11 protein-coding genes are annotated in these 12,724 nt (G+C 50.2%); 7 read left to right on the top strand and 4 right to left on the bottom strand.

Annotated elements, in window-relative coordinates:
• Positions 1-445: 445 nt before the first annotated feature.
• Entirely contained in the window at positions 446-2,038 is a 1,593-nt protein-coding gene (gene lsrK / locus ACJHYD_RS19645; protein ID WP_000113120.1) for an autoinducer-2 kinase, read from the bottom strand.
• A gap of 78 nt (positions 2,039-2,116) precedes the next feature.
• A complete protein-coding gene (gene lsrR / locus ACJHYD_RS19640) occupies positions 2,117-3,070 on the bottom strand; it encodes a transcriptional regulator LsrR (RefSeq protein ID WP_001551130.1) in 954 nt (317 codons plus the stop codon).
• Positions 3,071-3,318: 248 nt separating this feature from the next.
• Between lsrR and lsrA the strand changes: the two genes are divergently transcribed.
• Genes lsrA through tam form a run of 7 tightly spaced genes read left to right on the top strand, consistent with a single transcriptional unit; the run spans position 3,319 to position 9,933 of the window.
• Positions 3,319-4,854, top strand: a complete 1,536-nt coding sequence (lsrA, locus tag ACJHYD_RS19635; RefSeq protein ID WP_001551131.1) for an autoinducer 2 ABC transporter ATP-binding protein LsrA — start codon at positions 3,319-3,321, stop codon at positions 4,852-4,854.
• Positions 4,848-5,876 (top strand): autoinducer 2 ABC transporter permease LsrC, encoded by a 1,029-nt coding sequence (gene lsrC, locus ACJHYD_RS19630; protein WP_001551132.1) that lies wholly within the window; start codon positions 4,848-4,850, stop codon positions 5,874-5,876. Before lsrA ends, lsrC begins: the two co-directional genes overlap by 7 nt.
• The gene (lsrD, locus tag ACJHYD_RS19625) at positions 5,876-6,868 is read left to right on the top strand and encodes an autoinducer 2 ABC transporter permease LsrD (RefSeq protein WP_001551133.1); all 993 of its coding nucleotides are present in this window, start codon (positions 5,876-5,878) and stop codon (positions 6,866-6,868) included. Before lsrC ends, lsrD begins: the two co-directional genes overlap by 1 nt.
• An 11-nt stretch (positions 6,869-6,879) precedes the next feature.
• A complete protein-coding gene (gene lsrB / locus ACJHYD_RS19620) occupies positions 6,880-7,902 on the top strand; it encodes an autoinducer 2 ABC transporter substrate-binding protein LsrB (RefSeq protein ID WP_000172469.1) in 1,023 nt (340 codons plus the stop codon).
• A gap of 26 nt (positions 7,903-7,928) precedes the next feature.
• On the top strand, positions 7,929-8,804 hold the full coding sequence (lsrF, locus tag ACJHYD_RS19615) for a 3-hydroxy-5-phosphonooxypentane-2,4-dione thiolase (RefSeq protein ID WP_000774178.1): 876 nt from the start codon (positions 7,929-7,931) through the stop codon (positions 8,802-8,804).
• Positions 8,805-8,827: 23 nt separating this feature from the next.
• Positions 8,828-9,118 (top strand): (4S)-4-hydroxy-5-phosphonooxypentane-2,3-dione isomerase, encoded by a 291-nt coding sequence (lsrG, locus tag ACJHYD_RS19610; protein WP_000558523.1) that lies wholly within the window; start codon positions 8,828-8,830, stop codon positions 9,116-9,118.
• A gap of 56 nt (positions 9,119-9,174) precedes the next feature.
• Complete coding sequence (gene tam, locus ACJHYD_RS19605; protein ID WP_001551134.1) at positions 9,175-9,933, top strand: trans-aconitate 2-methyltransferase; 759 nt, start codon at positions 9,175-9,177, stop codon at positions 9,931-9,933.
• A gap of 3 nt (positions 9,934-9,936) precedes the next feature.
• Here tam and ACJHYD_RS19600 read toward each other — a convergent pair whose 3' ends face one another.
• Together ACJHYD_RS19600 and uxaB are read right to left on the bottom strand one after the other, a co-directional pair.
• Positions 9,937-10,851: a bestrophin family protein gene (locus tag ACJHYD_RS19600; RefSeq protein ID WP_000637082.1), complete on the bottom strand. Its 915-nt coding sequence runs from the start codon at positions 10,849-10,851 to the stop codon at positions 9,937-9,939.
• 206 nt (positions 10,852-11,057) lie between these two features.
• Entirely contained in the window at positions 11,058-12,509 is a 1,452-nt protein-coding gene (uxaB, locus tag ACJHYD_RS19595; RefSeq protein ID WP_000854633.1) for a tagaturonate reductase, read from the bottom strand.
• Between the last annotated feature and the right edge of the window lie 215 nt (positions 12,510-12,724).

Here is a 12,724-nt window from a genome sequence, read left to right as displayed (position 1 = left end):
GTCTGTATTGAGTGTTGGTTGGAGGTGGGAAGGTGTCAATTTGGCTAATTTGCTAATACTTTCGAATTGATAAATTAAAAATTGCATAGTTCTTATTTTATTTAAAAATGAACCATGAGTTATTGTTGCTTAATAAGAAAAATGTTTCTTTTAATAAGAAAATTACCATCATCATATTTAACAAAGAATAGCATTAATTGCTAAAAAAGAACTCTATTAAAACTCTTTTTCATTCATTTGTGCCTTTAGGAATATTCGCTATAAAATAAGGGTTATGCTTAATATTTTAAGAAAAATAGCAATTTCCCCTTGAATATATTACTGGCGATGGAACGATGAATCTGCAAGCTGGCATTTAACAAACCAGCTCTAAAAGAAGGGAAATGAGAATACCAATACTCAAAAACTAACAGCCACGGTCATCATGATGTGGCTGTCAATGAAACTATAACCCAGGCGCTTTCCATAACGACGTCGTCAGCCCGTGATCAACCAGCCCCAGCTGATCCTGATAAACTGCCTGCCACTTATCGCGTGAATCCTGATAAAGTTCATGCTTTTCCGGGTCTGGTGTGTGCGTCCGTTCCCAGCGAACCAGGCGTTCTCCGGTTTCTGCCATTGATGAAAAAATTCCGGCACCGACGCCAGCTGCAATGGCACATCCTAATGCAGTGGCTTCTTTGACCACCGGAATATTGACGGGTAATCCCGAGACATCAGCGAGAATTTGACTCCATAATTTCCCTTTTGAACCTCCGCCTGCAAAGACTAACGATGAAGGATGAATATTCGAGAAATCAGCGATTTGCTGCAAGTTACACGCTGATACTATCGCCGCATTTTCTTCCAGCGCACGGAACAATGTCGCTTTGTTACATTTATCCGGATCAATAGACAAATTAATAAAGGAAGGCGCAGCGTGATACCAGGTTTTAAAGCGCATTCTGTCGGAGAATATCGGCATTACGCCCCACGACCCAGGCGGCACCCGACTTGCCATCTCTTCAAGCAGCGTATAGGTGTCGATGCCTAAACGTTCGGCAATCAGTTTTTCTTCGGCACAGAAAGCATCGCGGAACCAGCGCATGGTGAGTCCGGTAAAAAAGCTTATAGATTCAGCTTGTACCATGCCAGGAATAACATGAGGATTAACGCGCACGTTCATTTCTGGGTCTGTCACCGGCGCGGCTAAGTTTACAACTTGCTGCCAGAATGTGCCGCCAAGAACAGCGGTTTGTGCCGGACGGACAACGCCTAACCCAAGGCAACCAAGTTGCACGTCGCCTCCTCCAACGACCACCGGAGTGCCCGCCTTCAGACCGCAGAGTTCCGCCGCTTGTGAACTTACCACGCCCAGCAATGTGCCGGTTTCTTTGACAGGAGAAAGAATATCGGCCCGCAGTCCGGCCATATCCAGCAATGCAGGTTTCCAGTCACGGGTGGTTAGATCAAGAAGTCCCGTGGTGCCAGCGTTAGAGGGATCCACCGCCAGTTCGCCGCTGAGCATATAGGCCAGCCAGTCGCTGATCATGGTGATGGTCGACGCCTGTCGGTAGATATCAGAACGATGGTGCGCCAGCCAAAGTAATCTGGGAATAGCGCTTAAAGCCAGCGTTTGTCCGGTGGCGCGATAAACTTCGTTTTCAAAGGTATTGTTGTGCAGTTCTTTAAGTTCGCTAACTTCGCGCGCCGCTCTGGCATCCACATTGGCGCAGGCCCAGATCGGTGTTCCATCATTGTTATATAAAACAATGCCTTCACGCATCGAACATGCCGAAACGGCAGCGATATACTCCGGGGCTATGCCGGCGTTGTGCAGCGCCTGGCGCATACACTCACACGCCAGTTGCCAGTTTTTGTTGAGATCAAATTCCATAGAACCAGGAACGTCCGGTACTGCCAGGTGCCGCCACTCCGCCTGTCCCACGGCTATTTGATTGCCTTCCAGGTCGAATATCACAGCCCGAATACTTCCGGTACCTGCATCCAGCGCCATCAGGTAATACTTTGATTCTGAAGGGGTAAAGAGTCGAGCCATTAGATTATCCTCGGCTTATGCGTTCTGTCTGTTCCTCTGTACGTTCTCCATCATTCCCGGTAATAAGGTCATGCAAATTTAACTACGTAAAATCGCCGCTGCTGTGTCCTGATCGGTAACCAGTGCGTTGATATAACCGCCTTTCATTGCAGAGGCAATGGCTTCGGCTTTATTTTCTCCCCCTGCTACGCCAACCCGGACGGGAATGGTCTTCAGCGCGCTTAAAGGTAAGCCAATCAGTTCGTTATGTATTTTGATATCCGTGACAACGTCACCTTTTGCATCAAAAAAGTAGCCTAAGATGTCGCCAACCGCCCCTTTTCGGCCAATCATTAACTGTTCGCCCTGGCTGATATAACCGGAGCGAATGATCGTCGCGTCGTCTTGTTGACTCACGGCCCCAATGCCGACAATCGCCACATCCGCTGCTTGCGCGGCTAACAGAACATCTTTGACGCAATTTTCATTTTTTAGCGTACGGGCAATGTCAGCGGAGGATGCCCGCAGCGGAGCCGGAATAATATTCACACTGCACGCCGCGTTAAGCTGTCCGATACCCGTCATATAAGAACCGACGCCACCGGAGAGCGTGACCAGGCGAATTTGCTGCGACGAAATAAAACCACTTAAGCGTTGCAGCGTATTCATGGTTGCCTCGCCAAAACCAATCGCCAGCATCTGTTGTGGTTGAAGTAAACTCATCAACATATGCGCCGCGCCTATCCCTAGTCGCCCGCCGACATCAGCATCCGCAAGCCCTGGGATCACCCGGACATGTTGCAGCGAAAACTGACGACGTAATTGTGTTTCATATTCCAGACAGCCTTCAAAGCGAGAATTAATCTGTACGCGAATAATGCCGGATTGATGCCCTTTCTCCAGTAATCGCGACACTTTCAAACGGGTCAGGCCGAGACGATCGCTGATCTCACTCTGGGTCAGCCCGTCGTGGTAGTAAAACCACGCAATCCGCGCGACCTGTTCTTCTTCACACATTCCCTGTTCTGAAATTACCGAATCGTTGATTGTCATAATTCATTCTTCACTTTGAACATACTTAAATCTTTAATGCAATTGTTCAGTTATTGCGCATTTATATCTGTGATGGCAACCGCAGTTTGACTCTACGAGCATGAACAAACGCAACCGTGAAAATCAAAATAGCATAAATTGTGATCTATTCGTCGGAAATATGTGCAATGTCCACCTAAGGTTATGAACAAATTAAAAGCAGAAATACATTTGTTCAAAACTCACCTGCAAAACTGAACGGGGGAAATATGCAAACGAGTGATACCCGCGCGTTACCGCTACTTTGCGCCCGCTCGGTTTATAAACAGTATTCAGGGGTTAATGTCCTGAAAGGCATCGATTTTACGTTGCATCAGGGGGAGGTCCACGCCCTGCTCGGCGGCAATGGTGCCGGTAAATCGACGTTAATGAAGATTATTGCCGGTATTACCCCTGCTGATAGCGGTACGCTTGAGATTGGGGGCAACAACTACACCAGATTAACGCCAGTTCATGCTCATCAGTTGGGTATTTATCTCGTTCCCCAGGAACCGCTGCTTTTCCCAAGCCTGTCGATAAAAGAAAACATCCTGTTTGGGCTGGCAAAAAAACAGCTCTCCATGCAGAAAATGAAGAACTTGCTGGCGGCGCTGGGCTGCCAGTTTGATCTGCATAGTCTGGCAGGATCGCTGGATGTCGCCGATCGCCAAATGGTGGAAATCCTCCGCGGGCTGATGCGCGACTCGCGGATTCTGATCCTCGATGAACCTACCGCCTCGCTTACCCCTGCGGAAACCGAACGCTTGTTTACTCGCTTGCAAGAGCTGCTTGCTACTGGCGTGGGTATTGTTTTTATCTCGCATAAGCTGCCGGAAATTCGCCAGATTGCCGATCGGATTAGCGTGATGCGCGACGGAACTATCGCCTTAAGCGGCAAAACCATCGAACTGTCTACCGACGACATTATTCAGGCCATCACGCCAGCGCTACGGGAAAAATCGCTCTCTGCCAGCCAAAAATTATGGCTGGAGTTACCTGGCAACCTCGCACAACATGCCGCCGGAACGTCGATGCTGACACTAGAAAATCTGACCGGCGAAGGTTTCAGGAATGTCAGCCTGACGCTCAATGCCGGAGAAATTCTGGGGCTGGCTGGGCTGGTGGGGGCCGGACGCACAGAACTGGCCGAGACGCTCTATGGTCTGCGTACTTTGCGTGGCGGACGCATTATGCTGAATGGTAAAGAGATCAATAAATTATCCACTGGAGAACGTTTACTGCGCGGTCTGGTTTATCTGCCGGAAGATCGCCAGTCATCCGGACTGAATCTCGATGCTTCGCTGGCCTGGAACGTCTGCGCCCTTACTCATAACCTTCGTGGATTCTGGGCGAAAACCGCGAAAGATAATGCCACCCTGGAACGTTATCGTCGGGCGCTGAATATTAAATTTAACCAACCGGAACAAGCTGCACGCACATTATCCGGTGGCAACCAGCAAAAAATCCTCATTGCCAAATGCCTGGAAGCTTCGCCGCAAGCATTGATTGTCGATGAGCCGACGCGCGGCGTGGATGTCTCGGCCCGTAATGATATCTACCAGCTGTTGCGCAGCATCGCCGCACAAAATGTGGCTGTGCTGCTTATCTCCTCAGACCTGGAAGAGATCGAACTGATGGCAGATCGTGTGTATGTGATGCATCAGGGCGAAATTACCCACTCTGCACTGACCGGGCGCGATATTAATGTCGAGACTATTATGCGCGTTGCCTTCGGCGATAGTCAGCGTCAGGAGGCATCATGCTGAAGTTTATTCAGAACAACCGTGAAATCACGGCATTGCTGGCGGTGGTGCTGCTGTTTGTATTACCCGGTTTTCTCGACCGCCAGTATTTAAGTGTGCAAACGCTGACCATGGTTTATAGCAGCGCGCAAATCCTGATCCTGCTGGCAATGGGCGCCACGCTGGTAATGCTTACGCGCAATATTGATGTTTCAGTGGGTTCGATTACCGGAATGTGCGCGGTGCTGTTGGGGATGTTACTGAACGCGGGGTATTCACTACCTGTTGCTTGTGTCGCGACTTTACTGCTTGGTTTGCTCGCGGGATTTTTCAACGGTGTCCTGGTCGCGTGGCTAAAGATCCCTGCCATTGTCGCCACCCTTGGCACGTTAGGGTTGTACAGAGGCATCATGTTGCTGTGGACTGGCGGTAAATGGATTGAGGGATTACCCGCCGAACTGAAACAACTCTCCGCCCCGCTGCTGTTTGGCGTTTCCGCGATTGGTTGGTTGACGATAATTCTGATGGCATTTATGGCCTGGCTGCTGGCGAAGACGGCGTTTGGACGCAGTTTTTATGCCACGGGCGATAATTTACAGGGCGCTCGTCAACTGGGCGTTCGTACGGAAGCCATTCGCATTGTGGCATTTTCGTTGAACGGCTGCATGGCGGCACTGGCGGGAATTGTGTTTGCTTCGCAGATTGGTTTTATCCCCAACCAGACCGGTACCGGGCTGGAGATGAAAGCAATTGCAGCCTGCGTGCTGGGCGGCATTAGTTTGCTCGGCGGTTCCGGCGCGATCATCGGTGCGGTACTCGGCGCATGGTTCCTGACGCAGATCGATAGTGTACTGGTGCTGTTGCGCATTCCGGCATGGTGGAATGATTTTATCGCGGGCATGGTTCTGCTGGCGGTGCTGGTGTTTGATGGACGCCTGCGTTGTGCGCTGGAACGTAATCTGCGGCGGCAAAAATATGCCCGCTTTATGATGCCACCGCCATCCGTTAAACCCGCTTCGTCAGGTAAAAAACGGGAGGCCGCGTAATGCGTATTCGCTACGGTTGGGAACTGGCTCTTGCCGCACTGCTCGTTATGGAGATTGTTGCATTTGGTGCAATTAACCCGCGGATGTTAGATCTCAATATGTTGCTGTTCAGCACCAGTGACTTTATTTGCATTGGCATTGTCGCCCTACCGCTGACGATGGTGATTGTCAGTGGCGGGATCGATATTTCGTTTGGTTCGACTATCGGCCTCTGCGCCATTGCATTGGGCGTACTGTTTCAAAGTGGTGTGCCGATGCCGCTGGCGATTCTTCTGACCTTACTGCTCGGCGCATTGTGCGGGTTGATCAACGCCGGATTAATTATCTATACCAAAGTTAACCCGCTGGTGATTACGCTTGGCACGCTGTATCTGTTTGCCGGAAGCGCCCTGCTGCTTTCCGGGATGGCCGGAGCGACGGGGTACGAAGGTATTGGTGGATTCCCGATGGCGTTTACAGATTTCGCTAACCTGGATGTGCTGGGACTCCCTGTTCCGCTGATTATCTTCCTGATATGTCTCCTCGTTTTCTGGCTCTGGCTGCATAAAACCCATGCCGGACGTAACGTGTTTTTGATTGGGCAAAGCCCGCGCGTGGCGCTTTATAGCGCGATTCCAGTTAACCGTACCTTATGTGCGCTCTATGCCATGACGGGGCTGGCGTCTGCGGTCGCCGCTGTGCTGCTGGTGTCGTATTTTGGTTCAGCACGTTCCGATCTCGGTGCGTCGTTTCTGATGCCCGCCATCACCGCCGTGGTGCTTGGCGGTGCCAATATTTATGGTGGTTCCGGTTCCATTATCGGCACCGCCATTGCGGTTTTACTAGTGGGATATTTGCAACAAGGTTTGCAAATGGCAGGAGTGCCAAATCAGGTGTCCAGCGCCCTTTCCGGTGCGCTACTTATCGTCGTTGTCGTAGGTCGTTCCGTTAGCCTGCATCGCCAGCAAATTAAAGAGTGGCTGGCGCGTCGGGCCAATAACCCATTGCCATAAAGGATATCTTCATGACACTTCATCGCTTTAAGAAAATCGCCTTACTTAGCGCGCTTGGCATTGCCGCAATCTCTATGAATGTGCAGGCCGCAGAGCGTATTGCATTTATTCCCAAACTGGTTGGCGTGGGATTTTTTACCAGCGGTGGCAACGGCGCACAACAAGCGGGTAAAGAGCTGGGCGTTGATGTGACCTACGACGGGCCGACAGAACCCAGTGTTTCTGGTCAGGTACAGTTGATTAATAACTTTGTCAATCAAGGTTATAACGCCATTATCGTTTCTGCGGTTTCGCCTGATGGCTTGTGTCCGGCACTGAAACGCGCCATGCAACGTGGTGTGAGAGTGCTGACCTGGGACTCTGATACTAAACCGGAGTGCCGCTCTTACTACATTAATCAGGGAACGCCCGCCCAGTTGGGAGGTATGTTGGTGGATATGGCGGCGCGTCAGGTGAATAAAGACAAAGCCAAAGTCGCGTTTTTCTACTCAAGCCCCACCGTTACGGACCAAAACCAGTGGGTGAAAGAAGCGAAAGCTAAAATCGCCAAAGAGCATCCTGGCTGGGAAATTGTCACTACGCAGTTTGGCTATAACGATGCCACTAAATCATTACAAACCGCAGAAGGAATATTAAAAGCGTATAGCGATCTCGACGCCATTATCGCCCCCGACGCCAACGCCCTGCCCGCTGCCGCACAAGCCGCAGAAAACCTGAAAAATGACAAAGTTGCGATTGTCGGATTCAGTACGCCAAACGTGATGCGTCCGTATGTGGAACGCGGCACGGTGAAAGAATTTGGCCTGTGGGATGTGGTTCAGCAAGGCAAAATTTCAGTTTATGTCGCGGATGAATTATTGAAAAAAGGATCAATGAAAACGGGCGACAAGCTGGATATTCAGGGCGTAGGTCAGGTGGAAGTCTCGCCAAACAGCGTTCAGGGCTATGACTACGAAGCGGATGGTAATGGCATCGTACTGTTACCGGAGCGCGTGATATTCAACAAAGAGAATATCGGCAAATACGATTTCTGATGTGCATTACTTAACCGGAGTACGTTATGGCAGATTTAGACGATATTAAAGATGGTAAAGATTTTCGTACCGATCAACCGCAACAAAATATCCCTTTTACCCTGAAAGGTTGCGGTGCACTGGATTGGGGAATGCAGTCACGCTTATCGCGGATATTTAATCCGAAAACGGGTAAAACCGTGATGCTGGCCTTTGACCATGGTTATTTTCAGGGGCCGACTACCGGACTTGAACGCATTGATATAAATATCGCCCCGCTGTTTGAACATGCCGATGTATTAATGTGTACGCGCGGCATTTTGCGCAGCGTAGTTCCCCCGGCGACCAATAAGCCGGTGGTACTGCGGGCGTCAGGTGCAAACTCTATTCTGGCGGAATTAAGTAATGAAGCCGTGGCGTTATCGATGGATGACGCCGTGCGCCTGAACAGTTGCGCGGTGGCGGCGCAGGTTTATATCGGTAGCGAATATGAACACCAGTCGATCAAAAATATTATTCAACTGGTCGATGCCGGAATGAAAGTGGGAATGCCCACCATGGCCGTGACAGGCGTGGGCAAAGATATGGTGCGCGATCAGCGTTATTTCTCGCTGGCTACCCGAATCGCCGCTGAAATGGGGGCGCAGATTATCAAAACTTATTATGTCGATAAAGGTTTTGAACGGATTGTTGCCGGATGTCCGGTACCCATTGTTATTGCTGGCGGTAAAAAGTTACCGGAGCGCGAAGCGCTTGAAATGTGCTGGCAGGCTATCGATCAGGGCGCTTCTGGTGTGGATATGGGGCGTAATATTTTCCAGTCTGACCATCCGGTGGCGATGATGAAAGCCGTACAGGCGGTGGTACACCATAACGAAACGGCTGATCGGGCATATGAACTCTATCTGAGTGAAAAACAGTAACTGCGGATTTAAGGAGAAGAATTATGCACGTCACACTGGTTGAAATTAACGTTCATGAAGACAAGGTTGACGAGTTTATCGAAGTTTTTCGCCAGAACCACCTGGGCTCGGTACAGGAAGAAGGCAATTTGCGCTTCGATGTCTTACAGGACCCGGAAGTGAATTCGCGCTTTTTTATCTACGAAGCCTATAAAGATGAAGACGCAGTGGCGTTCCATAAAACCACGCCCCACTACAAAACCTGTGTCGCGAAACTGGAATCTTTAATGACCGGGCCGCGTAAAAAACGTCTGTTCAATGGGTTGATGCCGTGAGGCGAATTTATCAATTTTATCTACAATTGGGGTAACGCGCTGACGGGAGTAAAAAAATGTCTGACTGGAACCCCTCTTTATATCTGCACTTTGCCGCTGAACGATCGCGTCCGGCGGTGGAGCTGCTTGCCAGAGTGCCGCTGGAGAATATCAAATACGTTGCCGATCTTGGCTGTGGCCCAGGTAACAGCACCGCCCTGCTGCATCAACGTTGGCCTGCGGCCAGGATAACAGGCGTCGACTCATCTCCGGCGATGATTGCTGAAGCGCGCAGTGCTTTGCCAGACTGCCTGTTTGTGGAAGCAGATATCCGCAACTGGCAACCGGAACAGGCACTCGATCTGATTTTTGCTAATGCCTCACTGCAATGGCTGCCCGACCACTACGAATTGTTTCCTCATTTGGTTTCGTTACTCAGTCCGCTTGGCGTGCTGGCAGTACAGATGCCAGATAACTGGCTGGAGCCGACCCATGTGCTCATGCGCGAAGTTGCCTGGGAACAAAACTACCCGGATCGCGGGCGTGAGCCGTTGGCTGGCGTTCATGCTTACTACGATATTTTGAGCGAAGCCGGATGTGAGGTCGATATCTGGCGAACCACCTACTATCACCAGATGCCGTCACACCAGGCGATTATCGATTGGGTGACCGCCACTGGATTACGTCCGTGGTTACAGGATCTGACCGAGAGCGAACAGCAGCTTTTTCTTAAGCGCTACCATCAGATGCTGGAAGAGCAGTATCCACTGCAAGAGAACGGACAGATACTGCTGGCATTTCCGCGTCTTTTTATTGTTGCCCGCCGTACGGAGTAAATATCACGTCAGCTGGTAATGACGATCGGGAAGAATTTTTGCTGGAATTTCGGCTTCATCGTTCATCTGTAACAGGTCAATTTCAATAGCGTTGCAGATGGCATCCAGCGGTAAATCATTGTTTTCAGTACCGAACGGATCTTCCAGTTCTTCCGCCAGACAATCCAGCGAAATAAAAGTGTAGGAAATCAGCACAGAGATAAAAGGCGTCATGTAATGCAGGTCCACGACCAGCGCGAACGGCAGCATGATACAAAACAGATAAACGGTACGATGCAAAATCAGGGTGTAGGCAAAGGGAATTGGCGTATAGGCAATGCGCTCGCATCCTGCCAGGACCGCTGAAATATCATTAAGCCGATCGTTGAGGCTAATAAACAGGATATCTGAAAGCTGCCCATTGCGGCGCTGAACCGCCAACCACTCCCCCATTATTAACAAGATACGGTTAGCTGGAGAGTTCGAAGCCAGTACAGGCTGAAGATCTTCAGTCTTGAGATAATGAGCCAGCACTTCCGCCTGTGGCTGTTTGCGTAATGTCATGCGTAAACAGTGGGCGAAGGCGATTTGCAACCGGGCAAACTCCCTTACACTTGCCGAATCCGGCAATGTCGTTTTTACCTCGCGCAGTAACGACCGTGAGGCAATCATCAACTGCCCCCAAAGTTTTCGCGCTTCAACGTAACGGGCGTACCCGGCATTATTACGAAAACCAAGAAAAATGGCGATGGCGACACCGAGAATGCTGAACGGTGCGAGGGTGAATTTGATGCCCAGATGCGTGTACCAGGGCAGCATGAAAATAACAGCGATAGAAAAGAGAAAATTGAGTAGTAAGCGCGATGATATCTTGGATAATACTGAGCCGTGCCAGACAAAAATACGGCGCAGCCAGTGTTGTTGTGGACGAACAATCATGGTTATCTTCAGGCGTGAAAAAGTCGCCCTATTAAACGTGATTACGATCACATTCTCAAGACGCTATTTACAAATTACCTACAAGCTTACAACATTAACAGGCGCTGCATGTGGCATCTGTTAATGATAAAGGCACATAGGATGTTGTAACTAATATAGTGAAATAAGAAACCCGGTCGAAACCGGGTTCAGAAGTAACGGTGTTATTAGCACAACGGACGTACAGCTTCGCGCATCCCTTTTTCAAGAATCGCATCCAGGTCATTAGCAACCTGCTCGACCAGACCAGGCACTTGCGTCAGGTCCTGCTCCCAGTGGTCTTTTTCTGCCAACACAATCGCTACCAGTTCCTGGGTACCGATAACACGGTCACGATGCTGGCTCCAGAGTTGCTGATAACGTTCCAGCCAGTGTGCATCGTCCTGTACCGGATATGTTTCTCCGTTACGCTCACCACGATAGAACGCAATCAATGCCGCTAATGCGAAAGTAAGGCGCGCCGGAAGTGTGCCGTTTGCCTTCTGCCCTGCCAGCAGCTGCGGCAGGATGCGGGTGCGGAACTTGGTCATACCGTTGAGCGCGATAGACAGCAGCTGATGCTTAATGTACGGGTTACGGAAACGCCCGGTGACTGCACTGGCGAAAGATTCCAGTTCATCACGAGGCAAATCCAGTACCGGAATAATTTCTTCGTAGATGGCTTTTTCAACGAATGCGCAAATTTCAGCATCGTTCATCGCTTCACCTACGGTATCCAGCCCTGCCTGGAACGCCACCGGCACCAGCGCGGTGTGCGCACCGTTGAGGATTGCCACTTTGCGTTCTTTATACGGTTTAATATCGTCAACAATCAGCACGTTGAGCGGATATTTGTCCAGGCGCAGCTCAGTCGCTAAGGATTTCGGCCCCTGAATCACAAACAGGTAAAAGTGTTCAGCGGTGTCGAGGAAACCATCGTGATAACCCAGTTCTTCTTCCAGTTTAGCCACTTCATCGCGCGGATAACCGGTAACGATACGGTCCACCAGCGTAGAACAGAAGCTGTTAGCCTGATCCAGCCATTGAATAAATGCTTCTGGCAGTGCCCACTCTTGCGCATAGCGCAGCACCAGTTCACGCAACGCGTCGCCATTGTAGTCAATCAACTCACACGGAATGATGATCCAACCTTTATCCAGCGCACCGTTGAAATGGCTAAAGCGTTCGAACAGCAGACGGGTCAGTTTTGCCGGATAGCTTACCGCTGGTGCGTCATCGAATTTATCGCCCGCATGGTAGCTGATCCCCGCTTCGGTGGTGTTAGAGAAAACAAAGCGCATTTCCGGGTTGTGCGCCAGTTTCAGGAATTCATCGTATTCACTGTAGACGCTGATTTCACGATTAACCGAGCGAATCAGACGCGCGTCGCTGACCGCTTCCCCCTTCTCATTCAGGCCACGGATAATGGTGGTGTACAGACCATCCTGCGTGCTCAGTGACGGCGGGAATGAAGTTTCAATCGGACGAACAACGACCACGCCAGAATTCAGATCGGTGTGCTCATTCAGGAGATCGATTTGCCAGTCAACAAAGGCGCGCAGGAAGTTACCTTCACCAAACTGAATGATACGTTCTGGATACTGTGCACCGGGAAAATCGCGACGATTTAGTGTTTTCACAATGGGTTCCCTTCTGATTAGTCATACAACCTGTTTGAATTGGTACGACAGGTTAGCAAACTTTAATACGCCGAACCCCTGTTTTGATCAACTCCTGATGATTAATGAGCAGTTTTATGAGAAAAGTGTGGCGCGGATCATGGTTTAATCGAGGAAATACGCCTTTTCCTGGATCATAAAGTGGTAGAACACATTGCATTCAAATCGCGCGGAAT

It is taken from the genome of Escherichia sp. WS1368 (genome assembly GCF_046487485.1).
Taxonomy (GTDB): domain Bacteria; phylum Pseudomonadota; class Gammaproteobacteria; order Enterobacterales; family Enterobacteriaceae; genus Escherichia; species Escherichia coli.
Note: the sequence above shows the minus strand (reverse complement) of the source record. Positions and strands in the feature narration are given on the sequence as shown.